The organism is Oceanobacillus sojae, from assembly GCF_900162665.1.
Lineage (GTDB): Bacteria > Bacillota > Bacilli > Bacillales > Amphibacillaceae > Oceanobacillus > Oceanobacillus sojae_A.
This window is the reverse complement of record NZ_LT727811.1, coordinates 243,801-268,463: the sequence shown is the minus strand read 5'-3', so window position 1 is coordinate 268,463 and position 24,663 is coordinate 243,801. Positions and strand designations below refer to the sequence as shown.

Sequence of the window (24,663 nt, the reverse complement as noted above, 5' to 3'; positions counted from 1 at the left end):
ACAATAAAATTTGTAAACGGTTTAAACAGGAGGATCAGCAATGAATATAGAACATCTTTCCGATAAGCATCAATTAGATTATTTAGAAAAGAAATTATTAACTTATCTGGTTGATTATCCGGAGCCATTAAGTAAGCTTGGTATCCGCAAAGCAGCGCAGGATAATAATACCTCCATATCGACCATTATTCGTTTAGCAAAAAAACTGCATTTTGAAGGATATACCGATATGGTGTATCATATAATTTTTTCGAGAAATCAAAAAAAAGAAACAACGAAAGGCGATCTGTTCACCATATCAACGGAAATGGTCCGGCAATACAGTGGAACCTTCCGGGAGTTATTCCAAAAATATCAATCCAAAAAAGTGGTTGTCTTCGGTCTTGGTTATTCACAGCTTATCGCCAATTATATTAATGAAAAATTACTGATAAATGGCTGGAACAGCATTTCAAATACACATCTTCAGCTTTTCTCAGAAGCTCACCAGGGAGAGGTATTGCTGATATTTATATCTCAATCAGGCGAGACACCGAGAGCATTGGATATAATAAAAAACGCCAGCCAAAATGGTATAGATATCATTTCATTTATTGGAAATGCCGGCTCGTCTGCAGTACCGTGCTCTGCGCTTCCAATTATAATTAACGCGTATAACCAATTAGGAGATCTCCAATATATGCCGAATACATTTTTTGGTGAGACCATTTTGCTTTTTGAATATCTGTATAGCGATTTTTTGGAAAACTTAAAACAGTGTAATGAATAATACGTTTTCATCGTAGCATAGGGGAAAGACATTTGAATATAGGCAGAGGGAAACTTAAAACATGTTCTGAGTTTGGAAAAATTTTAGAGCTTTATTGCCTGTATTAATAATGGATTTTCTGTAAAAAGATGGGCGGAATTCGTTTTTAGAAAATACCGGAGAAAATGAAAAGATAGAAAAAAGTCAACAGCATCCTTTTTAAAAGGGGGGAAGGTGACTTATTTCTATCTTTTCGTTTTAAGCTTTAACACCTCTCCAGAATACCTTCCACATAGACTCTCCATGATTTTCGATAACATCCATATTATAGTAGCTTGTTTCATAAGATAAACCGTCCAATAAACCGTAAAAAGCTCGAGCTGCATCCTCTGGGGAAACTTCATCGGTAATATCTCCAGCCTTCTGCGCTTTTTTTATTTCTTCTTTAAATGCTTTCCTTGCCTGCTCCTCACTATCGCGCAGTAATTCTAAAATTCTGCTCTCAAATCCTGTTGGAGGATACGAGGAGAAGCGGTTATAAAATTCAATGCTGCTGTCGTGGTTCGCCATATCCTTCACATGCGCTTGAAAGGAGAGATATAGTTTTTCTTCTGTTGTTTGTCCATTATTTTCAAAGGTTGACTTTACGAAGTGCACATAATCTGCGGCAATCTTAGTAGTCACATCAAAAAATAATTCTTCTTTGCTGCTGTAGTGGGCATAAAGGGAAGATTTCTTCAGGCCGACCCGGTCAGCAATCTTAGTCATGGAAGTGCCATTATAACCATGTGTTGCAAACAACTCCATTCCTTCCATTAAGATTCTTTCTTTTGTATGCATGGTAATTCTCCTTTGACAAAATAATTATAATAAAGTAGAATTTCTTTAGAAACGAACGGTCGGTAGGTTCCGTTGATTCTTATTATAAAGCATGCTTAGCGGCATGTCATGTAAAAAAATATAAAGCTTTCGGTTATCAGTATAGCTTTATTTCACTAATAAAAAAAGTCGGAGGAAAGAGACTATGGGGAAACAATCCTTATTCAAAAATCGAACATTTTTGTTACTGTTTGTAGCTGGTATCTTTGGCGTAGTCAGCTTCAGTATGTTTTTGACAACCACGACATGGTTTGTGATCAGTGATAGCGGATCTGCAAGCTCTTTAGGGATTGTATTAATTGCTGCGACTGTACCGAGGATTGCGATGATGGTTTTCGGCGGAGTGGTGGCAGACCGTTATAAGAAGACTACAATTATGTTTTTGGCAAATTTTGTGCAGTCAGTTCTTTTGCTTATTTTATATATTCTCATTAAAAATGATGGATTATCTCTCGGCTTACTTTTAGTGATTGCAGCCGGTTTTGGGATGCTGGATGCCTTCTTTGGGCCGGCAAGCTCCTCTATGATTCCTAAAATTGTCGAGAAAAGTCAGCTTCAGCGTGCCAACGCCCTATTCCAGGGAGTGGATCAGGTTTCTTTTGTTGCGGGCCCGATTATTGCGGGAGTGCTGATGGAATCTGTCGGGGTCAGCGGCAGTTACTTTGTAGCAATGATTTTAGCATTGCTTTCTGCGGTAATTATTTTTCCGCGTTTTATTAATGAAGGACCGGTTGCACTGCAGGAAAAACAAAAACCAATCAAGGAAATTAAAGAAGGTCTGGCATATATTCGTAATTCACGCTTTTTGCTGACAGGCTTAGTCGTTTTAATTTCACTGAACTTCTTTGTATTCGGAACCCTGCATATTGCGATTCCTTTCTTAGTAGAAAGCTATGGGGGAACACCGCTTAATTTAAGCTACATGGAAGCCAGTCTGGGAATAGGGCTGGTTGCCGGGACAGGTGTGCTCAGTACGGTGCTTATAAAAAGGAAAGGCAGAACCTCCTTATTCGGCTTATTGGGGGCATTAATATCGTATGTCATTTTCGCACTTGTTCCTAATTTAACAATGCTGACAGTTGTCGTATTCTTTATTGGATTTTCTATGTCATTTGTATTTATTCCATTTTTCACAGCTGCCCAGGAGCAGACAGAAGACTATATTATGGGAAGGGTCATGAGCATTATTTTCCTGGCCATGAATGGATTTGATCCAATTTCTTATGCGCTTGTTTCCGGATTATCAGCTGCTGATATTTCTATTCAAGTTATCCTGCTGAGCTTTGCGGCGATTGGCTTGATTATTGTAACCATATTATTTAAAAAAGCAAAAACCTATCAAAGCATGTAAAGCTGCAGATTGAAAAACCTCTTATGCGGGCCGGGGCCACATAAGAGGTTTTTTAAATAGTCATTTCCAGCTGGCTTCTGCGCCATTTTCCAATAAAAAGAATAGTGATAGTAAGGATGTTGAGAAAGATAAGCTGTCCATATTTCATTGAAGCAAAAAGCTGTTGTACAAATGCTTCTTCCAGCAGCATCTTTCCGGCTGTCCAGGTCAGCACACCTGCTCCAATGTAAATGATGATAGGAAATTTCTCAATCAGTTTTAAAATTAATTCACTGGCTGTTAAAATAATCGGGATACTTAAAATAATCCCTGCGATTACCAGCAGCAAATCGCTATCAGCAATGGCAGCAATAGCCAGTACATTATCCAGGCTCATAATCACATCTGCAAAAATAATAATCGTTATCGCCTCACGCAAGGAATTGCCACTTTTCATCTGGCTTTCATCCTGCTTATCAACCAGTAATTTATATGCTACATACAATAGGAGAAATCCACCGATTAATTGAATAAAAGGCAGCTTCAGCAGGTAAATCATGATAAAAACAAAGAGAATCCGAAGCGCAATGGCTCCGAATGTCCCCCAGCGAATGGCCCGGGACTGAAGCTGTTCAGGAAGATTTCGGCTCGCCATCGCAATGACAATAGCATTATCCCCGCTTAATAAAATATTGATAAGGAGAATTTGTCCGACTATCTGTATAAACTCCAACATATCTCTCCTTTCCTGTCTGTTCGATATTTTAGTATATGAGCTTGTACCAGGAATCAGAACAGGAGAGAGGAAATAATGGACTGCAAATAAAAAACCTTTTATCTCTTCATTTAAAAGAAAATAAAAGGTTTTTAACTGTATTATATGTACGCACACGCCAAAGAAACTTGCTATTTTAATTATAATGTCAACAGTAAAATTTGCTAAGGTGAAATAATTTAATAAATGCTATATTTGAATGAAAGCTAAGGACTTGAATCGATTGGAAATATGTAAATAAACTTAAAAGAAGAAAAATATTATCAAATCTTTATGAGAAACTAACTATCAGAGCGAAGACGTGCATAAATACCATTACGTCTGTCCAAATCCAGCTTTAAGCCTGCATATGGATCAGCATGAAGATTCTCTTTGATCCATTTTCTTAATGCAGTAATAATTTGCTTTGTTATCCATTCCTGTTTTCCGGACGGTGTTATGATTTCTGCTGAAAAACCAGTGTAATCATCATAAAACATCTCTACCTGGACGTCATCTGCATTCATATTCTGTTCTTCAGCAATGTACATACATATAGCAAGTACAATATCCTCTTCAGGAATAATAAGTTTTTGCATACCTCAAATTCCTCCTGCATATGGTTGGAAGGCATATTTGTTATCAGCCTTTAGCGATGGTGCCCATTCTATTTACTATCTTACTACAAATTCCCTATTTGCATGAAGCAGAAAGTAGTTATAGGGGCATAATCTTTCTTTTGCCTCTTTTAATCAGGTTACGTTTTGTCAGGATTTTTTAGTCATAAACCTCTGCGAAAAAAGAGAAATGGAGAGAGCAAAGCTTTGGAAGAGAGCTTCCTTTTTACTTCGTATAACTAACATTTCTAAACAAGAAGTATATCAATAGTATATCACTGTCTCTTTTGATTTAATAATGAGAGAAGCGTAAATCTGTGTTAACCAAAGAAAAGCAGCTGTACTTAATCCGTAACAGCTGCTTCTATAATTGAAAAGGATATCTGCTGACAATCAATTTGAGCCAATCTTCCATATGGAACAGGCGTTTTTGGTTCCGTATGTCCAAAAGAAACACCATACAGTACAGGAAGGTCAGTCAGCCTGCTTTCCGTTAAAACGGATAAGATTACTTCCTTGTATGCTTCAAAATGCACTTCTCCATAAGGTTTGGCAAAAATAATCCCGTTCGCCTGATTAAGTATCCCCTGAGCAGCATAATTTCTGAGCCACCTTTTTATTAATTCCGGGTTTGTCTGCTCCTCGGATGTTTCAAAGAAGAGAATACTGTCTTGCCATGTATCCTGCTGCGGCCAGATTTTCGTTCCTTTGGCAAATTCAAGTACTTCGATACAGCCGCCGATAAGTCTTCCTTGTGCGATCCCGTTTCCCTGCAAAAGTTCATAGCCTTGATTAGGATACATTTTTCTGGCGGTGTTTTTATTAACAATATCCCATTCAAGGAATTCACTCGTCCATTTTTCCGGTGCCGGGATACTGCCGACTGCTTTCGCTTGAAAAAGCATGCTTTGGATAGCGTTAACTGTATAATCATCCATTGCAACATTTTCTGCAAAGTCTGTCATAATTGCCGGACCGTAGAAGGAAGATAAACCTGCGTGAAGGCAGAATAAATGGGCAATCGTCGTGTCAGAGAAACCCATAAAAACCTTTGGGTTTTGACGGATAATATTAAAATCAATATAGGGAAGCAGGCGGATACTGTCATCACCGCCAATATTAGAGATGATCCCTTTGATTCCCGGGTCCTGAAAAGCGGTCATTAAATCCTCCGCCCGTGCCTCGGGATGTTCAGCTATGTAAGCTTGTCCTTTTAAGCTGTTGGGCATTGGCACAACTTCAAGCCCGAATATAGTTTCCAAGCGCTTCACTCCCTGTTGGTAACGCCAATGCAGTGATGGTTCGCCAGCCCCGCCCCAGGATAGACTGACTGTTGCTACTTTGTCGCCAGGGGATAACTTTTTTGGCTGAATAAGCATAAAGGAGGCTCCTTTCTGTGAATGGTATATACTATGTATTCGTCATTTATTTGAGAAATCCTTTTTCTGTTTTTTATGAAAAGAGCCCGTTTTCTTCTTTCTTCGCATGAAAATAGCTGCATAAATACCCTTATATGTAAGAATTGTAAAATATTATTATACCATTTTAATAAATAATGTATGCACCATCGGATTATTCTCATTGTACGTGCAAGCAAATATAAGATTGAATGGCACTCTTGAATAATTATAGGCTGTTTATTATGCTACTATTGAAATATCTTTTAAAATAATAGCTATGGATAATTTTAAACAAAATAAGGAAGGAAAACCGATGAATAAAATACTTTCAACCGATCAGGGACTGCTCTTATATAAGTCTGAATTTGAACAAGAAAGTCTCAAAAGATCAGACGATTGTTATAAATTGATTTATTCGCTTGGCGGGGAAATGACATACCAGCTTCCCAATCAGGATATGACTTTTCATGCGGACCAGATGCTGCTTTTGAATCCGTACGATACGCACCGGCAATTAGAGGTAGCACATCATAAATTTTTAATCGAATTGAATCCGGAAATAGTAAATAAATCAGCAAACACCTTGATGAATCAAACCACAGAAATTCTATTCGCCCAAATGCCGCAGCAATCTCCGCAAATATCGAAATGGGTGGCATTTATCCTGGATTATATTTATACAAGTAATGAAGAAATGGATGCAGGTATGAAGGTATTTCTTGATAATAGTTTTACGCAATTAGCAATCCTTTTAATGAAAGGAAGCGTGAACAGTTCTTATCAGGATGTGAATACAGAAGCTTACCATTCTGCCGGCTTTCAAATAATTAAGGTATTAGAAGCGATGAAGGAAAGCTATACCTCTAACTGGACCTTAGATGAAATGGCTGCAGTTGCCCAGTTAGATAAGTATCGCTTTTCACATGTGTTTAAAGAGAAGGTCGGTGTTTCACCATTTTCATGGCTGCAAATTTATCGTATTCAACGCAGTCTGGACCAACTCGAGCATACAGATGCTGCAATTCTGCAGATTGCTATGGAGTCAGGCTTCTCATCTGTTTCTATGTATAATCGTCTGTTTAAGAAGCTGTATGGAATGACCCCAAGCTATTTTCGCAGTTCAAGAAAAACATAGATTCCAGACAAAATAATCATACAAGTCCCGCACAGGATAAAGATAGAATGTACAGGCATCAAATAAGAAAGAGCCCCGAAGAATCCTAAGGAAATGAGATTAGAAAAATAAAGCAGGACAGCATTGAAACTGAATCCTCTTCCCAGCTTGTCGGGCGGGAGATACTTTTGTAGCAGATAAACCCTTGATAATCCGGAAAGAGGCACTCCAGCCGCTATTAAGATAATCCCTGAAAAGATGAATGGAATCTCAGATAACCAGCCTAAGAAAAGGATGCCTGTACCCCAGATCAACGAGCTGAAAAGATAGGTTCTTAGAGTAAACTGTTTAAAGATATAAGGAATAATCAAATTGATAATAATAACAACAACTCCAAAGCCTCCAGTTACAAAGCTGTACCATTCTTCTGCATTTTTCGTTGTTTCTTGCAGCATTAATAGCAGTCCGACCTGCCAGACCCAGGTGTTGAAGAAAACAATGAACGCTGTCAGCTCAAACAGAGAACGGATTGTTTTGTGAGAGCGGAGCCATACTGCAAATTCACGGATAGCAGTATAGATATTAAATGGCTGTTTATTTGTCTGCTTCGCTTCTGAGGGAATAAATGATAGAAAAAGAGCGCTCAAGAGATAGCTGATTGCATCCAATGTAAAAAAGTGAATGATGCCAATCGTATTCATAAAGATAATGCTGAAAACAGGCCCTAAAACTGTCATACCTCTTGTTACGGTATCCACTAAACTATTTACTGCGGGTCTTTCCGACTTTGTTGTAATTAGGGGAATAAGTGCCCTGTGTGCCGGATTATACAAGCATCCAAATAAATGAATAACGATGCTTACGATAATTAAATGATAGTAAGCAAGCTGATTTGTGAAATCTAATAGAACTAATCCAAGCAATAATGGGAAACGAAATAAATCGATTCGTATTAACCATTTTATTTTAGAAATCCAGTCAGCAATAACCCCTCCAGCTAATCCAAACAGCAGATAGGGAGCAACCTGGGTTATGGCGATTCCGGTTGTATAAGCATTCGACCCCGTTAAATCATAAGCAAGGAATAACAGAGCCGTGCCTGTCATTACATTTCCTAGATTGGAGCTGGCTGTGGCGAGTAAGTAATTTCGGACATGCTTGTTATTTTTAAATATAGTTAAGTACATCAGATAACCTCCCTTAAAAGAAGGTTACAATTTGCTGCGAAATTTATCTGTATCTATTTTGCGTGAAATAACAGCAATATAGATACAGACAAACAGGTACAGAATAAGCTTTAATAAAAATCCTGCTTTACGCCTTCAGGTCCTTATGGTAATCTAAAGCTGATAAGTAAATACGCAATGGATCCACTAGGGGTGCTTATTAAGCTGAGAGAGGCATGTATATATTGTCTTAACCCTTACCAACCTGATCTAGTTTGTACTAGCGGAGGGAAGTGGGCGGGATATGCCTATGGGCAAATGAAATAAACCTTTCTGCCATCTTCCTTCCCGGGGAGATGGCTTTTTTGCGTGCATTAAAGGAGGTTTTTTAATGGATAAAATAGTTCAGGATGTATGGAACCGGGAGAAAGAGCTGATAGAGCTTCTCGGTGATTTGATTCGCTTCAGGACACCAGCTCCGCCTGCCCGGAATACAGCGGATATCCAGGCTTATATTGCAAAGTATTTAAAGGAAATGGATTTTGAAACAGAGCAGTGGGATGTTTACCCGGGGGATCCAAATGTCGTTGGCCGGTTGCGTGGAACTGCTCCAGATACATATAACAGCTTGATTCTTAATGGGCATGTTGATGTTGCTTCGATTGAGGAGGATGAAAACTGGAAGCATGTGCCATTTCAGCCGGCAGTAGAAGGCCGTACTTTATACGGACGGGGAGCTGCAGATATGAAAGGCGGTCTGGCGGCCTGCTTATTTGCCCTGAGAATTCTGCATGACCATCAGATTCAGCTGGGAGGAGATGTCATTCTTCAATCGGTTATCGGTGAAGAGGTTGGTGAAGCAGGAACGAAGCAATGTGGAGAGCATGGCTATACAGCAGATTATGCTATTGTTGCAGACACTAGCCATTGTGAAATTCATGGCCAGGGCGGTGTTATTACCGGCTGGATTACCGTGAAGAGTCCAACTACGCATCATGACGGTACGCGCCGGCAGCTTATTCATGCAGGAGGCGGTATGAATGGAGCAAGTGCGATTGAAAAGATGAACAAGCTGATTACTGCCCTGCAGGAGCTGGAGCGCCATTGGGCAGTGACTAAATCCTATCCAGGTTTCCCGCCGGGCACGAATACGATTAATCCGGCAGTGATTGAGGGAGGAAGACATGCCGCATTTATCGCGGATGAATGCCGGCTGTGGGTTACCGTTCATTATTATCCGAATGAGACAGCTGAACAGGTTGCAGAAGAAATTGAGCTGCATTTACGAAAAACGGCAGAAGCGGACGTCTGGATGAGAAACAACCCGCCGTTATTTGAGTGGGGAGGCGAATCGATGATTGTGGACAGAGGTGAAATCTTCCCATCTTTCTCAGTAGATGAAGAGCATGCCGCATTTGCCCTTTTACAGGCAAGTCATCAGGAAGCATTCGGTGAGGAAGCTGTCTGCCGTATGTCTGAAACAGTAACCGATGGGGGATGGCTTGCAGCCTACGGTATTCCGACAGTCTGCTATGGACCAGGAGAATTAAAGCATGCCCATGCAGTGGATGAGCAGATAGATATCGATGAACTATTAAATTATACAGCGTCATTACTGCGGTTTATTTTGAAATGGTGTAATACAGAAAAACAACAATAGCATTTTTATAAAAAATATATAAAAGGAGCGTTTATATCATGAAATTTTCAGAGCGTATTCGCAAGACCGCAGACCCGGTTTGGGAGAAGAGTCATCAGCATCCATTTGTACAGGGGATTGGTAATGGAACATTGGATATAGAGGCATTTAAATTTTATATGTGTCAGGATTACAAGTATTTGATAGAGTACTCCAAAGTAATTGCCATGGGAACGGTGCTTGCAAAAGATTTAGATACGATGTCCGGGTTTGCTAAATCATTGGATGAGACGTTAAATTTTGAAATGAATCTTCACCGTCAATATGCGGAACGTCTTGGCATTTCAAGAAAAGAGTTAGAAGCTACTGTGCCGGGACCTGTAACGCTTGCATACAGCAGTAATATGCTGGCTGAGGCACAGAAAGGCTCCTTAGCTTCCTTGATTGCAGCCATTCTTCCGTGTGCATGGAGCTACTATGAAATCGGCCTGGAGCTGGCAAAGAAGCCGGGAGCTTTAGAGCATGAGCAGTATGGAGAATGGGTGAAAATGTACAGCTCGGATGAATTTGGTTCCATCGGTAAGTGGCTGGTTGAAAAGCTGGACGAACTGGCTGAAGGCTGTACGGAAACAGAACTGAATGACTTAGAAGCTATTTTTCTGAATACCAGCCGCTATGAATATATGTTTTGGGACATGGCGTATAAGCGGGAAGGCTGGCCGGTTTAATGGCAAAGAGGTTCCCTATAAGATATAAGTTATTTGTGAAATAATGTATAAATAGGATGTTTGGTATAACAATATTGTCTATAAAATTGAAAAAAGTAGAATGGTTGGATAGACAATGAATAGATTCATGGTAAAATAAAGAAAACGGATACGGAAGATGGGTGAAACAGATGAAGCTCTGGTGGAGAAAAATAGCAGTCGTATTTATAACTATCTTAACATTGGGTATTTATACACCGACGAACCTTTTAGAGGTCGATGCAGATAAGCGGGATGACAGCAATTTATCTTCTTCATCTGATATAGAAACAACATCTGTCATTGAGGAAACCACCCAGTCATATATTGCAGAGGATCCAAGGGAAGCTTATTTGGAGCATCTGCATAAAGAAGCAAAAGAATTGAGCTTGGAAAAGTTTGGACCGAGAATCACGGATAAAGTAGAAAATGAATTTGCTGCAGTCATTTTGCCGCAAATGGAAACATTACTTGCAAATCTTGTTGAACATTCTGAGGAATATAAAGATATCGCTATTACAGAAAAGCCGTCAGAAGGCTATGGAGAACGAATCTTTAATGTTTCTAATAACAACACAAATGAAACATTGGTAAAGTTTCATGTCCGTCGTGAAAACCGTCCATTAGAAGGGCATTATTTTAATTTTCATTACCATTTAAATGAAGACAGGTTCCAAAAGCATTATCATATCGGGGATATCTATTGGGATAAAAATACACCGCCCAAATGGATGGCATAAGAGCGAAATCATACTTTTTATATTAAGAAAGGCAAGGAGACGCCAAACGCTTCCTTGCCTTTTGGTTTTATAATAATTTATCTGTCTCCTCTAAATAAGCTCCAATCTTCCGGTCAAATACAACTAAATCTGCATAATTATCCAGCGGTGTTTTCTCCTGATTCACAATGACGAGCTTCGCACCATTTTGTTTTGCGATTTCCGGGAATTGATTGGCGGGTGTTACGGATAAGGAGGAGCCAAGTACAATAAATAAATCAGCTTGCTTTGCAAGTTCAAAAGCAGCAGAGAAGGCATCCTCAGGAAGCATTTCTCCAAATAATACAATAGAAGGTCTGAGTATTCCGCCGCAAGAGCAATAGTAATCTTCCTCTACATAAGCAGCGCTGTCATAAACTTTTCCGCAGCTTTGGCAATGAAGCTTCTGCAGCGTTCCATGAAGCTCATGAACCTGTTTGCTGCCTGCAGCCTGATGAAAGCCGTCTACATTCTGAGTAATGACGGCCTGAATAAGTCCATTCTTCTCCCAATCAGCTAGAATTTGATGGCCTTTATGCGGACCGAATTCCTTTACGCCAAGAACACGCTCCCGATAAAATTCGGTAAAATCTTCTACGTGATGATTTAAAGCATCTACGCTTGCGATTTTGCCCGGGTCTTTTTTTCTCCAAATTCCTCGGTTTGTTGAACGAAAATCAGGCAGTCCACTTTCCGTAGACATTCCTGCGCCAGTGAAAATAACGGTATGTTTGGAATCTTTTAACCATTCATGAAGCATCGAGACCCCTCCTCTTCTATATGTTTTCTATTATACATGTTGTTGAGGCTATATGCGACTAATATTGACAGCTAAAATAGAATATGGTATTACATGTAATAGAGGTTTAGCACTCTATGTGTAAGAGTGCTAAAAAAAGAAAAAGGAGAGGGAATGTCATGGCAAAGCGTAAATTTAAAGCAGAATCACAGAAGTTATTAGATATGGTAATTAATTCAATCTATTCACAGCGGGAGGTTTTTCTGCGTGAATTAATTTCAAATGCAAGTGATGCAATTGACAAAATCTACTATAAAGCATTAACAGACGATTCTTTAACTTTTGACCAGAGCAGCTACTACATTAAACTTGTTCCAAATAAAGACAAGCGTACATTGACAGTAATTGATACGGGGATCGGCATGACAAAGGAAGAGCTGGAAAATAACCTTGGTGTGATTGCTAAAAGCGGCTCGCATACCTTTAAATCTGAAAATGAAATTAAAGATGGTCATGATATTATCGGCCAATTTGGTGTTGGTTTTTATGCAGCATTTATGGTCGCAGATAAAGTAACAGTGCTTACAAGATCAATTGATAGTGAAGAAGGGTATAAATGGGTTTCACAGGGCTCAGACGGTTACACAATTACACCGATTGAACGTGAAGAAGTTGGAACAGAGATTATTCTTGAAATAAAAGAAAATGAAGACGAAGAAAATTATGATGAATTTTTAGATGAATTTAAATTAAAACAAATCGTAAAGAAATACTCTGATTTTATTCGTTACCCAATTAAAATGGATGTTACCGAAAGCAAATTAAAAGAGGGTACAGAAGATGAGTATGAAGATGTCATTGAAGAGCAGACACTCAATACAATGGTACCGATCTGGAAGAAAAATAAGAGCGAGCTGACGGATGAGGATTATCAGAACTTCTATCAGGAAAAGCATTATGGATTTGATCAGCCATTACGTCATATCCATATCAATGTGGATGGTACCGTCCGTTATAATGCTATTTTGTTTATTCCGGAGCAGGCGCCGTTTAATTACTACTCCAGAGAGTATGAAAAAGGTCTGGAGCTGTACTCGAATGGTGTATTGATTATGGAAAAATGTGCCGATTTACTGCCTGATTACTTCAGCTTTGTGAAAGGGATGGTTGATTCAGAGGACTTATCCTTAAATATTTCCAGGGAAATGTTGCAGCATGACCGTCAGCTGAAAATTATTGCGAAAAATATTCACAAGAAAATAAAACAGCAGCTGCTCAGCCTGCTGCGCGATGATAGAGAGAAATACGAAACATTCTTTAAAGCATTTGGTCAGCAAATTAAATTTGGTGTTTACAGTGATTTTGGCCAGCATAAGGAAGAACTGCAGGATCTGCTGCTGTTCCATTCTTCCAAAGAGAAGAAGCTGGTAACCTTAGAGGAATATGTATCCCGCATGCCAGAGGACCAAAAATATATTTATTACGCTTCCGGAGATTCCAATGAGCGTATTGAAAAACTGCCACAGACAGAAATTGTTGCAGATAAAGGCTACGAAATCCTTTATTTCACAGATGAAATTGATGAATTCGCAATCAAAATGCTGATGAAATATCAGGAGAAGGAATTCCGTTCTGTTTCCAGCGGAGACCTTGGTATTGAAGAGGATGATAAAGAGGAAGAGCAGGAAGAAACCGAAAGCCATAATGAGCTATTCCAAGCAATGAAAGAGGTTCTCGGAGATAAAGTGAAGGATGTACGAGCTTCCAAGCGTCTGAAGTCACATCCGGTTGTTCTTTCTGCAGACGGAGAAATTTCTCTGGAGATGGAGAAAATTATTAATGCAATGCCGGACGATCAGCAGATTAAAGCGGACAAAGTACTTGAAATCAATGTGGATCACAGTATTTTCAAAGCACTCGAAGCAGCGCAGGGTAATGATCAGGATAAATTAGAATTATATACAAACCTGCTTTACAATCAGGCGTTATTGATTGAAGGGCTGCCGATTGAAGATCCGGTGGCGTTTACGAATGATATGAGTAAAATTATGGTTTGATTCCATTAAAAAACATCGTGTTAGAGGAGTTATTTCTCTACACGATGTTTTTTAATGAATTCATTCATCAGCATTTCTGAATCTGTCAAGAATTGAATTGTTTGTTTAGTGAATTCTGAATGTTAAAATAAGGTTAATACAGTTTCTTTTATATCCCAATGGAGGCGAATTATATGCAATCGAGTGTGGTTACAGATAAAATCAAAAAACAGGTAGAAAATTATTTATCTCTTTATCCTGAAGAAAAAGAACGGTTAGCACCACTTATTCATCAGCTTAACGAAAATAATACAGATATTTTTTCAAGAAAGTCACTCCCGGGGCATATCACTGCCAGTGCCATTATATTAAAAAAATCTGATCCTGATTATATGTTAATGATGTTTCATCAAAATTTGAAAAAATGGCTGCAGCCGGACGGCCATGTTGATCCAGGCGAAAGGCCGATTGAATCAGCCATCAGAGAGTTGAGGGAAGAAACAGGGATGGACGGGAAAGTGGACGCGATGAATTCTCTTATCCCTATAGATATTGATATACATCCGATCCCTGCAAATCCAAAAAAAGAGGAGGGAGATCATCAGCATTACGATTTCAGGTATATCGTGACGGTGGATACGGAGTTTATACCCGAGAATATAGAGAACAATCGGGTTGATTGGGTACATGTAAATGATATAGACAGCCCTGGTTTGAATGCTGTGATAGAAAAAATTGAAAGGTTTTGATAATTACTACGAGGAGTTTCTTAAGGACCTGTTTTTGGAAGGATATAGTGGAGGAGAATTACTTGAAGAATTAAGAGAAAGAAAAGAACAGATTGGTAAAGCTTTTAATTTATTAATGGAAGATGCAAAAATAAATGGTGATCAGACTACTGTTGATAAGCTTTTCGGAGATAAAAACGATGGTAAAGTATGATTTAATTGATCCCGCTCAAACGGAATTAAAAGAAGTTTTTATAGAAATCCAGCTAAATCCCCTTGAAGTAGAAGAAAAAAGGCAGGGAGATTTAGCTGGTATTTTTATCATGCGCTAAAGCATTATATCAAAGCATCTAATTAATTTCTTACTTTTATCCTCTAATGCTGACCGTTACTTCCGGTACATCTTAAACTGTAAAAACAGCTCATTATAAAATGCCAGATTTTCCTTCCCGAGATTTTCATACACCTCAAGCTTATCCGTTAATGCAGCATCCGGATAGAAGCGTTCATCATTTACCATTTCTTCTGGCATATATTTCAAAGCTTCCTTATTGGGCGTAGAGTAGCTGACATATTCTGTGTTCTGTGCAGAAACCTCAGGGTCGAGCATAAAGTTAATAAATTCATGTGCACCATCAATATTTTTAGCTGTTTTGGGAATGACAAAATTATCAAACCAAAGATTAGAGCCTTCCTCAGGAACAACATAGTCCATTGCTTCATTTTCCCACATAATATCTGCGGCATCCCCGGACCAGCCTACCGCTACGGCAGCTTCGTTATTCACCATCAGCATTTTATTCTCATCACCGACAATGGCACGAATATTTGGAGTAAGCTTTTCCAAACGATCCAATGTTTCATATAGATGCTCTGGATTTGTGTCATTCAGAGAATAACCGAGTGTGTTTAAGCCCATACCTATAATTTCTCTGGCTCCGTCAACAAGCAGAATTTGATTCTCCAGACGCGGATCCCATAAATCATGCCAGCCTGTTATTTCCATTCCCTCCGGAAGCAGCTCCGGATTAAATATAATTCCTACTGTTCCCCAGAAATAAGGGATAGAATAGCGATTATTCTCATCAAAAGGCAGATTTAAAAAGCGCTCATCAATATATTGCAGATTTGGAATTTTATCTTGATCCAGCTCAAAGAGCAGGTCTTCTTCTACCATTTTTTCGATCGTATATTCAGAAGGAACGGCGATATCATACGTTGTTCCGCCCTGTTCAATTTTGGTCATCATCGCCTCATTGGAATCAAAGGTCTCATAAATAACAGTGATTCCTGTTTCCTCTTCAAATTGCTGAATAACATCCGGGTCAATATAGTCTCCCCAGTTGTATACGGTAAGTGTATTGTCACCGGAAAAGCCCTGTGCAGCATTCAGACGGTTAATAACTATCAGTAAAGCAACAGACACAACAAGAATAATCAGAAACGAACGGTTTAAAGCTTTCATCGTCTAAGGCTCGCCCCCTTTGTACCTGAGCGGCTTGCCAGGTAATAATAAACAACAACAAAAATCACAGTAATCACAAACATCAGTGTTGATAATGCATTAATGTTTAAGGAAACACCTCTTCTAGCCAGAGAATAGATTTCTACAGACAGGGTTGAAAATCCATTTCCAGTCACAAAGAAGGTCACCGCAAAATCATCTAAGGAGTACGTTAGAGCCATAAAGAAACCGGCGAAAATACCCGGTGCTATATAAGGCAGCGTTACCTTCGTCAGGACATTCCAATGACTTGCTCCTAAATCGCGTGCTGCGTCCTCTAAGGAGGACGACATCTCCATCAGCTTTGGCAAAACCATCAGGACAACAATCGGAATACTGAAGGCGATATGAGATAGAAGTACAGAATAAAATCCGAGCTGAATCCCCGCCATGGTAAAGAGAATCAAAAAGCTTGCTCCCATAATTACGTCAGGACTGACAATAAGAACATTATTTAATGAAAGCAATGTATTTCTAGTCTGTCGCCGTTTATAGGAGCGTATTCCGATAGCGCCGAGTACACCTGTTATTGTAGCGATAAGTGCAGATAATAAAGCAATGACCACTGTATTCAGAACGATAATTAACAGTCGGGTATCATGCAATAATTCCCGGTACCAATCAAGCGTAAATCCTTCAAAATGGCTCATGGTGCCACCGCTGTTAAAGGAATAGAAAATCAGGTAAAAGATAGGTGCGTATAAAATGAAAAAGATAAACAGCAAAAATAGATTTGCGAGCGAAGAAGATTTTTTCTCCATATTACACACCTCTCCTTCTGATTGAAGTCAGCGCCATAAAGCCGACCATGATAATAATTAGAAATACGGCGATAGTTGCGCCCATGCCCCAGTTCTGCGTAACGAGGAACTGCTGTTCAATCGCTGTTCCAAGCGTAATTACCCGGTTTCCAGCGATAAGCCGCGTCAGCATAAACAGGGACAATGCCGGAATAAAAACAACCTGACAGCCTGACTTTACACCATCCAACGTCAATGGAAAGATGACTCTCCGGAATGTTGTCCATTTAGAGGCTCCCAAATCATTTGCAGCATAAAGCAGGCTGGGATTTAATTTATCGAGCGCATTAAAAATAGGTAAAATCATAAATGGAATAAAAATATACACAGCGACAAATACAAAGCTGAAATCAGTAAATAAGAGCTGTCTGGATCCGATTCCCGCCCACTCTAAAAATCGGTTGGCAGCACCGTGTGTGCCGAAAATTCCAATGAAGGCATAGGCTTTTAATAATAAATTGATCCAGGAAGGGACAATAATGAGTAAAAGCCACAGCTGCTTATGTTTGGTACGCGTCAAAATATAAGCTGTCGGATATGCAATGAGCAGTGAAATAACAGTTATCAAAAAAGCATACCAAAACGAGTTTAAGGTCATCTGTAAATAAGTTGCAGTAAAAAAGTTTTTATAATTCGTTAAAGAGAAATTTCCATTAATATCAAAAAAGGAAAAGTAAACAACCAAAAGAATCGGTGCAATAACAAATATAATAATCCACAATGCATAAGGAAGCATAAACAAATGACGGAAGGTTTTATTTTGCATCGTTCTCATCCTCACCATAGGCATCGAGGCGGCGGTCGAAGTCCTCCTCGGATTCATTTAATCGCATAACGTGAATGTCATCAGGATAGAAGCGCAGTCCGATTTCCTCACCAATATTCACTTTTTTTGTTGACTGCACAAGCCATTCGTTCCGGGCATCATCCATACAAGTAATTTCATAGTGCACCCCGCGGAATAATTGAGCTTGAACCGTAACGCGGATACTTCCCTGCTCTACGGGGGTAATTTCCATATCCTCCGGCCGAATGACAATTTCCACAGTTTCATTCGGGTCCATCCCCTGGTCTACACATTCAAATTGCTTACCGGCAAATTCGACCAGAAAATCCTGAATCATTGTTGCCCGAATGATATTTGATTCACCAATAAAGTCGGCAACAAATCGGTTAATCGGCTCATCATAAATATCGTTAGGCGTACCGCTTTGCTGAATTTTCCCTTTGTTTAATACAAAGATTTCATCTGACATGGCAAGAGCTTCCTCCTGATCATGCGTAACAAAAATAAAGGTAATTCCAAGGCGTCTTTGCAGCTCGCGTAATTCATACTGCATTTGGTAACGAAGCTTTAAGTCCAGTGCAGAGAGCGGTTCATCCAGCAGGATAATAGCCGGCTCATTGACGATGGCACGGGCAATCGCTACACGCTGTTTTTGACCACCGGACATATCGGCGATCTCCCGGTTTTCGTAGCCTTTTAAATTGACAAAGCTGAGCGCTTCTTTAACTTTGGCATCCATATCTGCTTTTTTAACCTTTTTAATCCGTAACCCAAAAGCAACATTTTCATATACATTAAGATGTGGAAATAGGGCGTAATCTTGAAAAACAGTATTAATTGGACGCTTATTGGCTGGCACATGATTAATCTTTTTTCCTTCAAAAAGAATATCGCCCGAAGTCGCCTCTGTAAATCCGGCGATTAAGCGGAGAATTGTGGTTTTACCGCATCCAGAAGGACCGAGCAGGGTATAAAACTTCCCTTTTTCTATTTCAAAACTGACGTGATCCAAAACAGGGGCATCATCATCAAATTGTTTCATCACATGATTGAATTGAATAATTGGTTTTTTTGCCATTTCAGACTCCTTTTTACATAAAGATATCTAATAAAGACATTCCTTTGCAGTTACATCATTGTATAAGTGAAGGAGTGCTATCATTCTTATCAGATTCGAAATAATTATACACGAAAATATATCATTTGAAATCAATTTTTTTAAGGTATTATTTTGAAGGGAAAAGCTGATAACTATACCAAAAAGTAAATAATCAAATCAATTTTTGAAATTCTCATATTTTGTTCAATTTTTAAGGTTATGAAATAGCAGAATCAGGGAATAAGATTATTAAGTCGGAGGTTAAACAAATGTAAGAATCAATTTTCATTTAATTTTGTACAAACGGTTTATAGAGCGTGTTTAAAAAGTAGCTATAAGTTTATTCTTGCTCGTATGATGTGCTGAAATACGAATTTGATTCATTCGTGTGAATTACCATGCACACGCCTTTCAGCCTCACTATAAGGCGTAAATGGATCAAGAGCACATCTAAATGAAGGAGCAGTCATTTAGGAACTTTTTGAACACACTCTTATAGGAAAGAGAAACAGTAAATACTTATGATAGATAAAGAACCGGATGCCTGTTTGACATACAATAGTCACATTTCTTAAAAAAAGTGACACGATGTCATGAAAATAATTGACTTATGACATCGTGTCACTTAATATAGGATTATAGAACATGACATTGTGTCACATGAGCTTATGGAGGAGCAAGAATATGCCTACATCTACATTTTTTAATTTGAATGACTTAAAAAGGGCTAAATTATTGCAAGCAGCTGAAAAAGAATTTGCAAGAGCTCCATTATCGCAGGCCTCCATTGCGAATATTGTAAAGCTTGCAGGTATTTCCAGAGGTAGTTTTTATCAGTATTTTGACGGCAAAGAAGATGCCTTTTATTATTTGTTGAAGCTCCATACAGATAAACGCCGGGCATACTTTTTGAAGCTGCTTCAGGAAAAGGATGGAGACCTGATGGCTTCTATGGATCAGGTTTTTCGGACAATGCTTATAGAACTGTCTGAAGAGGAGCATTTGCAGTTTTTGAAAAATGCCGTGCTAAATGTCACACACGAAATTGAAGATTCATTTACGGAGTTATTCTTAGGCAAGCAGTCTGAGATAGATGCAGTGAATCAAGTAAAGAATCTGGTTGATTTAAAAAAAATAAATATTGTTAATAAACAAGAGTTCTTCCATGTTATGCAGATTTTAACGTCTGTCACATTTCGAAATCTTGTGGACCAGCTATCCAGAAATCTTTCTCATGAAGAAGCTATAGAAAATTTTCGTATTGAAATGGACCTGTTAAGCAAAGGTTTATCGAAGGCAAATAAGCAAGTATAGTCTTATTCATTTGTATAAATGTAATGACTTTAATAAGGCGGGTAATTACAAGCCCGGCCAAGGCATTTAACCCAAATGCATGCACTCCAGAGTATAAGGGATTGCCAAGAAAGCAGAATACGCTTTTAAAACCTTCCTTCATGTATACCAGGTTTTCTAATGATTTAAGAAAAGAAACTATATAAAAATGGGGTATGATCAATGACGGTAACAATTTATGGTGCAGCATGTTCATCAACTAGGAAAGCAAAACAATGGTTTACGAAAAATGGAATTGAATATACAGAACGTAATGTAATCAGAGAACCTCTGACAGTCAATGAATTACAAAGTATCCTTCGTATGACCGTCGAAGGAACCGATGAGATTATTTCAACACGCTCTAAAATTTATAAAGATTTGGACCTTGATATTGAAGCATTGCCACTGCAGGAATTATTAGAGATTATTCAGGAATATCCCCGTCTTTTACGCAGCCCGATTATGGTAGATGCGAAAAGATTACAGGTGGGTTATCATGAAGAAGATATCCGTCAGTTTTTACCGCGGAAAACGAGAGAAAATCAATGGCTGCAATGGAGAAAGAACCATTTACGTGTTGCAGAAAGCTGATAAAATGAAGAACTAACGGAGGAGACAATGCAATTTATTGCCAAACAGCCGTATGTTAAAGTAGTCCGTCAAGTAAGCGTATTAGAACAGAAGGATACGGAAGAACAACGATATATGTATCTTTATGAAGATAAGATTGTCACACGATACCGGGAATTTCCAATTGAGACGGTGCTGGATATTTCATATCGGCTTGCTGGAAACAAGAAAAAAGGAATGCTTTATTTACACACTCTTAAAGGAGTTTATGCCTACATTATAAAAACTTCACCAGAACAGTTTATCGATGCATTTAAAGCCCGAACACACAGTACAAAGCATCGGGATTAGCGAAATATATGGAACAAGCTCGAAGTTTGCAAGTTACTTCCTTCGGGCTGGTTCTTCTGTTCTCAAAGCCTTAGCTCGCCCTCCCCGGAGCAGAACGGCTTTATCCATACTTACTATATAACTATGAAAAACCTGAGCGTATGTGATGCCGCTCAGGTTTTTTTAATTTATTCTTATAGCAGTGAAGAAATGGAAGGTAATTAAAAAAGGCTTTAAATAAAATATAAGAAGAAGTAAGCAGCCGGCTTTCAGAGTACTCACTGTTTTTATTTAACACCTTAATATATGAATTTAGGCGAATAACCAAAATTCGTCCTATTTTTTAATTTGTGCATAAGCTGATTTTAGAGGTGGTTGAAATGGTATATCTGAATCAGCAAAAGCGCATTTATGCAGATGATATAAAGGGTGTCTCATCTAATCAGGAAACATTTATTTATGCCCATGCAAGCGAGAGAGAGCAAAAGCAGCTGGAAATGCAGAGAGAGTCTACGGAAGTATTACAGCAGCTCCAACGGGATGTTTTTGCAAAAAATCAGCAGCTGGAACGTATTGCAAAAAGATTGAAGGAAATGGACAAAAATAAAAAGCATCAGCAGCAGGTGCAAGAGAAGGTATTAGATCGATTAGAACTGCTTGATGAGAATGCAAAGAACAAAAGCGGACAGCTGGAACAGATTCTTGCTGTTCAAAAGAAGGCACAGAAAGAAACCGATGATATGAAGAATAAACAGGCATCTATTCACGGTAAACTTGAAAAAATAGATGAGGTAAATGAAACAATTTCGAAAAAAGTGGAGGAACAGGGAAATAAGATAAATGAAATTTATAATCAAACGAGCCAGAGAGAAGAAGAACTCAAAGCCCTTCATGAAAGAATCGACACACAGGAGGCATGGCTTGAGAAATTGATGCGTCAGGTCCATGATTTGCGTGGAATTATTTATGAAAGAGCGGATGAAGTGATAAAGAAGATAGAAAAAAGTATACAGTTATTCGGCGGTAAGTGGAATGTTGTTCATCGTGAAGATAAAAAGCCGTCTGAAGAAACATTAAAAAAGTGAGCTGTTTCATAAGAAGCAGCTCACTTTTTTAATGGGTAAATATAGGAATGTGATTAGAAATTGATGCAGCTTCGAATCCTTCAGGCTGCATCATTTCTCTTTAAAGAATGGAAGTGATAAAATCAGATTGATACATCCTGGATTGAAAATAAAGATTATATATAGAAGTAATGACGACAAACACGAGGTGGGAAAACATGAAAACAACAAGTTTTCGAGATACTTGGGCGGAAGTATCGCTGCAGGCTTTAGCGTTTAATGTAAAACAGTTTAAACAGCATATTCGGAAAGAGGCACGTTTTATGGCAGTGGTGAAGGCAGATGGATATGGCCATGGAGCTGTCCCGATTGCTGAAGAGGCATTAGCTAATGGGGCAGACTGGCTCGGAGTTGCCTTCTTAGATGAAGCACTGGCCTTGAGAGAAGCGGGGATTACTGCACCTGTATTAGTATTAGGCTATACACCCGCTCATGCTGTCCATAAAGCGGTAGAACAGGATATAACACTGACAGTCTATTCTCAGGAAACAATAGAGGCAATCTGTCAGGCAGCAAATACCATAGAAAAAAAGGCAAAAGTTCATATCAAAGTGGATACAGGAATGACGCGTATTGGTATCCGTTCAGCAGAAGAAGCATTGGAATTATGTCAGGCTTTGGATCAGGAAGAAATAGAAGTGGAAGGGATCTTCACACATTTTGCGGAGGCGGATAATGGTGAGTCAAGTGACTATACGTACCAGCAATTTGAAATGTTCCAGCAGATTTATCAGGCAGTAGAAGCGGAGGGGTATAAGATACCTGTTAAGCATTGCTGTAACAGCGCCGGGACAATTGCATATCCGGAAATGCATCTGGATATGGTTCGTGTAGGAGTCAGCCTGTATGGTCTTTACCCGGAGCCGCATTTAAAGGAAATCCTGCCGCTGAAGCAGGTAATGAGCTTGAAAACAAAGCCTGTCCTTATTAAACCTGTCCCGGCTGAACAATCTATCAGCTATGGCAGAACCTATACAACAAAGAAAGAAGCAAAGATTGCTACCTTACCAATCGGGTATGCAGATGGATTATCACGTTTATTATCTAATCAGGGACATGTTACCGTTCGCGGGACGGAATGTCTGATTGTCGGGCGTATTTGTATGGATCAGACGATGGTGGATGTTTCGGATGTAGCTGATGTCCATGAGAATGATATCGTCACCATTTTTGGGGATCCCAGTGAAGGATATATTTCTCTGGATGTCGTTGCAAAACAAATGCAAACCATTCATTATGAAACGGTTTGTTTAATCGGTAAACGTGTGCCGAGAAAATACGTGAAATAAAAAATTTAGAATAGGAATGATAAAAGGATGACGCCTTTTACACAAGAAGTTATCAAAATAATACAGCAAATACCGTCTGGAAAAGTCATGACTTATGGTCAAATAGCCAGAGAAGCCGGTAATCCGAGAGCTGCGAGACAGGTTGTCCGAGTGCTTCATTCCATGAGCAGGAAGCATAATTTACCCTGGCATCGTGTAATCAATGCAAAAGGCCAGCTCGCAATTCCGAATGAAGAGGCAAATTGGGAGCAGCGCACCCGTTTGGAGGAGGAAGATATAGAGGTAAGTTCTGCCGGGCGTGTGAATTTAAAAGAGTACCAATGGATTCCAGACTGATAAGCATCTAACTGTATTTCTATTTGTCAACTAGGTATAATACAGTTAAATAACTGCTTTTAAAAAGCGTTTTCATTTCTGCGTGTTTATATTCTTTTGTAACCATATGGTATGGGTAACATAGAAGACTAAGGTTATAAAGAAGTCTATTTGGGCAAACAGAGTAAATATACATTTTTGTTTCTGCATAGACTGATTAAGAATCAGATAAATATTCCTGGACAAAAAGAAATAAATTCATAATATAGGAGGATGCTCCGTGAAAATAGTTGGTATCTCTGGTTCGACGGTTGGCTCAAAAACAAGAGTCGCAGTGGAACAGGCATTAAAATATATGGAGAAAGAGCATACGGAGGCAGAAATAGAGCTGCTGGATTTAAAAGACTATGACGTGGTGTTCAGTGACGGACGCCCTTATAAAGATTACACAGGCGATACGAAAATCTTATTGGAAAAAATCATGCAGGCTGATGGAATCCTGATCGGCATGCCTGTATTTCAAGCATCTATTCCGGGGACACTAAAGAATATTTTTGATCTGCTGCCGGTGGACGCTTTTCGGAATAAAATGGTCGCGATTGTTGCAACTGCGGGAACAACGAAGCACTATCTGGTCCCGGAACAGCACTTAAAGCCGATTCTTCACTATATGCATGCATGGGTAATTCCGAAATATGTATTTGTTGAAGAAAAGGATTATACAAATTATATCATCACGAACCAGAATGTTATTGATCGTTTAAATAAATTATCAGATGATCTTATTCATTATGTTGATATCCTGCAGAAGCATCCAGAAATAACACCATTTATATAAAGCGAGGCTTTAAAATGC

Annotated in this window: 27 protein-coding genes and 1 riboswitch; of the genes, 17 read left to right on the top strand and 10 right to left on the bottom strand. The window is 39.0% G+C overall.

The genetic code is table 11. From position 1 onward, the window contains the following. Positions 1-40 precede the first annotated feature (40 nt). Positions 41-769 (top strand): MurR/RpiR family transcriptional regulator, encoded by a 729-nt coding sequence (locus BN1068_RS08595; RefSeq protein WP_077602448.1) that lies wholly within the window; start codon positions 41-43, stop codon positions 767-769. A 237-nt stretch (positions 770-1,006) separates the two neighbouring features. Here BN1068_RS08595 and BN1068_RS08590 read toward each other — a convergent pair whose 3' ends face one another. Then, positions 1,007-1,588, bottom strand: a complete 582-nt coding sequence (locus BN1068_RS08590; RefSeq protein ID WP_077602447.1) for a TetR/AcrR family transcriptional regulator — start codon at positions 1,586-1,588, stop codon at positions 1,007-1,009. 184 nt (positions 1,589-1,772) lie between these two features. Between BN1068_RS08590 and BN1068_RS08585 the strand changes: the two genes are divergently transcribed. Continuing rightward, positions 1,773-2,978: an MFS transporter gene (locus BN1068_RS08585; protein ID WP_077602446.1), complete on the top strand. Its 1,206-nt coding sequence runs from the start codon at positions 1,773-1,775 to the stop codon at positions 2,976-2,978. A gap of 52 nt (positions 2,979-3,030) precedes the next feature. Here BN1068_RS08585 and BN1068_RS08580 read toward each other — a convergent pair whose 3' ends face one another. The 3 genes from BN1068_RS08580 to BN1068_RS08570 form a co-directional block, all read right to left on the bottom strand. Further along, positions 3,031-3,690 carry a TerC family protein gene (locus tag BN1068_RS08580; protein ID WP_077602445.1) on the bottom strand — a complete coding sequence of 220 codons (660 nt, stop codon included), beginning with the start codon at positions 3,688-3,690 and terminating at the stop codon, positions 3,031-3,033. 323 nt (positions 3,691-4,013) lie between these two features. Next, positions 4,014-4,310: a DUF2653 family protein gene (locus tag BN1068_RS08575; RefSeq protein WP_077602444.1), complete on the bottom strand. Its 297-nt coding sequence runs from the start codon at positions 4,308-4,310 to the stop codon at positions 4,014-4,016. A gap of 362 nt (positions 4,311-4,672) precedes the next feature. Next, positions 4,673-5,707: a S66 family peptidase gene (locus BN1068_RS08570; protein ID WP_077602443.1), complete on the bottom strand. Its 1,035-nt coding sequence runs from the start codon at positions 5,705-5,707 to the stop codon at positions 4,673-4,675. Positions 5,708-6,041: 334 nt separating this feature from the next. Between BN1068_RS08570 and BN1068_RS08565 the strand changes: the two genes are divergently transcribed. After that, positions 6,042-6,863, top strand: a complete 822-nt coding sequence (locus BN1068_RS08565; RefSeq protein WP_175637110.1) for an AraC family transcriptional regulator — start codon at positions 6,042-6,044, stop codon at positions 6,861-6,863. On the opposite strand, the gene BN1068_RS08560 is transcribed toward BN1068_RS08565, so the two are convergent. Further along, on the bottom strand, positions 6,836-8,029 hold the full coding sequence (locus BN1068_RS08560) for an MFS transporter (RefSeq protein ID WP_077602441.1): 1,194 nt from the start codon (positions 8,027-8,029) through the stop codon (positions 6,836-6,838). The two genes, BN1068_RS08565 and BN1068_RS08560, sit on opposite strands and share 28 nt — an antisense overlap. Before the next feature lie 178 nt (positions 8,030-8,207). Continuing rightward, positions 8,208-8,317, top strand: a riboswitch (TPP riboswitch). Positions 8,318-8,399: 82 nt separating this feature from the next. Here BN1068_RS08560 and BN1068_RS08555 point away from each other — a divergent pair. The 3 genes from BN1068_RS08555 (at position 8,400) to BN1068_RS08545 (ending at position 11,133) form a co-directional block, all read left to right on the top strand. Then, complete coding sequence (locus BN1068_RS08555) at positions 8,400-9,668, top strand: acetylornithine deacetylase (RefSeq protein WP_077602440.1); 1,269 nt, start codon at positions 8,400-8,402, stop codon at positions 9,666-9,668. A gap of 38 nt (positions 9,669-9,706) precedes the next feature. Then, positions 9,707-10,375, top strand: coding sequence for a thiaminase II (gene tenA / locus BN1068_RS08550; RefSeq protein ID WP_077602439.1), 669 nt, complete (start codon positions 9,707-9,709; stop codon positions 10,373-10,375). Positions 10,376-10,545: 170 nt separating this feature from the next. Further along, positions 10,546-11,133: a YpjP family protein gene (locus tag BN1068_RS08545; protein WP_077602438.1), complete on the top strand. Its 588-nt coding sequence runs from the start codon at positions 10,546-10,548 to the stop codon at positions 11,131-11,133. A 67-nt stretch (positions 11,134-11,200) separates the two neighbouring features. On the opposite strand, the gene BN1068_RS08540 is transcribed toward BN1068_RS08545, so the two are convergent. Next, positions 11,201-11,911, bottom strand: coding sequence for an NAD-dependent protein deacylase (locus tag BN1068_RS08540; protein ID WP_077602437.1), 711 nt, complete (start codon positions 11,909-11,911; stop codon positions 11,201-11,203). A gap of 158 nt (positions 11,912-12,069) precedes the next feature. Between BN1068_RS08540 and htpG the strand changes: the two genes are divergently transcribed. The 4 genes from htpG (at position 12,070) to BN1068_RS24175 (ending at position 14,986) form a co-directional block, all read left to right on the top strand. Further along, complete coding sequence (htpG, locus tag BN1068_RS08535) at positions 12,070-13,947, top strand: molecular chaperone HtpG (protein ID WP_077602436.1); 1,878 nt, start codon at positions 12,070-12,072, stop codon at positions 13,945-13,947. Positions 13,948-14,120: 173 nt separating this feature from the next. Further along, complete coding sequence (locus BN1068_RS08530) at positions 14,121-14,675, top strand: NUDIX hydrolase (protein WP_175637109.1); 555 nt, start codon at positions 14,121-14,123, stop codon at positions 14,673-14,675. Then, on the top strand, positions 14,662-14,868 hold the full coding sequence (locus BN1068_RS23335) for a hypothetical protein (RefSeq protein WP_139344774.1): 207 nt from the start codon (positions 14,662-14,664) through the stop codon (positions 14,866-14,868). Before BN1068_RS08530 ends, BN1068_RS23335 begins: the two co-directional genes overlap by 14 nt. Next, on the top strand, positions 14,855-14,986 hold the full coding sequence (locus BN1068_RS24175; protein WP_260051136.1) for a hypothetical protein: 132 nt from the start codon (positions 14,855-14,857) through the stop codon (positions 14,984-14,986). The genes BN1068_RS23335 and BN1068_RS24175 overlap by 14 nt, the downstream gene beginning before the upstream one ends. Before the next feature lie 56 nt (positions 14,987-15,042). Here BN1068_RS24175 and BN1068_RS08525 read toward each other — a convergent pair whose 3' ends face one another. From BN1068_RS08525 to BN1068_RS08510, 4 genes are read right to left on the bottom strand one after another with little or no spacing between them, the layout of a single operon-like run. Then, positions 15,043-16,119 (bottom strand): ABC transporter substrate-binding protein, encoded by a 1,077-nt coding sequence (locus BN1068_RS08525; protein ID WP_077602434.1) that lies wholly within the window; start codon positions 16,117-16,119, stop codon positions 15,043-15,045. Continuing rightward, positions 16,116-16,919, bottom strand: a complete 804-nt coding sequence (locus BN1068_RS08520; RefSeq protein WP_077602433.1) for an ABC transporter permease — start codon at positions 16,917-16,919, stop codon at positions 16,116-16,118. Before BN1068_RS08520 ends, BN1068_RS08525 begins: the two co-directional genes overlap by 4 nt. 1 nt (position 16,920) lies before the next feature. Continuing rightward, positions 16,921-17,724: an ABC transporter permease gene (locus BN1068_RS08515; RefSeq protein WP_139344772.1), complete on the bottom strand. Its 804-nt coding sequence runs from the start codon at positions 17,722-17,724 to the stop codon at positions 16,921-16,923. Further along, entirely contained in the window at positions 17,714-18,823 is a 1,110-nt protein-coding gene (locus BN1068_RS08510) for an ABC transporter ATP-binding protein (RefSeq protein ID WP_077602431.1), read from the bottom strand. The genes BN1068_RS08515 and BN1068_RS08510 overlap by 11 nt, the downstream gene beginning before the upstream one ends. Positions 18,824-19,528: 705 nt before the next feature. Between BN1068_RS08510 and BN1068_RS08505 the strand changes: the two genes are divergently transcribed. From BN1068_RS08505 to BN1068_RS08475, 7 genes are all read left to right on the top strand, one after another. Further along, complete coding sequence (locus BN1068_RS08505) at positions 19,529-20,158, top strand: TetR/AcrR family transcriptional regulator (RefSeq protein WP_077602430.1); 630 nt, start codon at positions 19,529-19,531, stop codon at positions 20,156-20,158. 201 nt (positions 20,159-20,359) lie between these two features. Beyond that, the gene (locus tag BN1068_RS08500; RefSeq protein WP_077602429.1) at positions 20,360-20,770 is read left to right on the top strand and encodes a Spx/MgsR family RNA polymerase-binding regulatory protein; all 411 of its coding nucleotides are present in this window, start codon (positions 20,360-20,362) and stop codon (positions 20,768-20,770) included. Positions 20,771-20,797: 27 nt separating this feature from the next. Further along, on the top strand, positions 20,798-21,100 hold the full coding sequence (locus BN1068_RS08495) for a hypothetical protein (RefSeq protein ID WP_077602428.1): 303 nt from the start codon (positions 20,798-20,800) through the stop codon (positions 21,098-21,100). A gap of 359 nt (positions 21,101-21,459) precedes the next feature. Continuing rightward, entirely contained in the window at positions 21,460-22,164 is a 705-nt protein-coding gene (locus BN1068_RS08490; RefSeq protein WP_077602427.1) for a hypothetical protein, read from the top strand. A gap of 197 nt (positions 22,165-22,361) precedes the next feature. Beyond that, positions 22,362-23,492 carry an alanine racemase gene (alr, locus tag BN1068_RS08485; RefSeq protein ID WP_077602426.1) on the top strand — a complete coding sequence of 377 codons (1,131 nt, stop codon included), beginning with the start codon at positions 22,362-22,364 and terminating at the stop codon, positions 23,490-23,492. A gap of 27 nt (positions 23,493-23,519) precedes the next feature. After that, positions 23,520-23,828 (top strand): MGMT family protein, encoded by a 309-nt coding sequence (locus tag BN1068_RS08480; RefSeq protein WP_077602425.1) that lies wholly within the window; start codon positions 23,520-23,522, stop codon positions 23,826-23,828. A 259-nt stretch (positions 23,829-24,087) separates the two neighbouring features. Beyond that, on the top strand, positions 24,088-24,645 hold the full coding sequence (locus BN1068_RS08475) for an NADPH-dependent FMN reductase (RefSeq protein WP_077602424.1): 558 nt from the start codon (positions 24,088-24,090) through the stop codon (positions 24,643-24,645). The last annotated feature ends 18 nt before the right edge of the window (positions 24,646-24,663 follow it).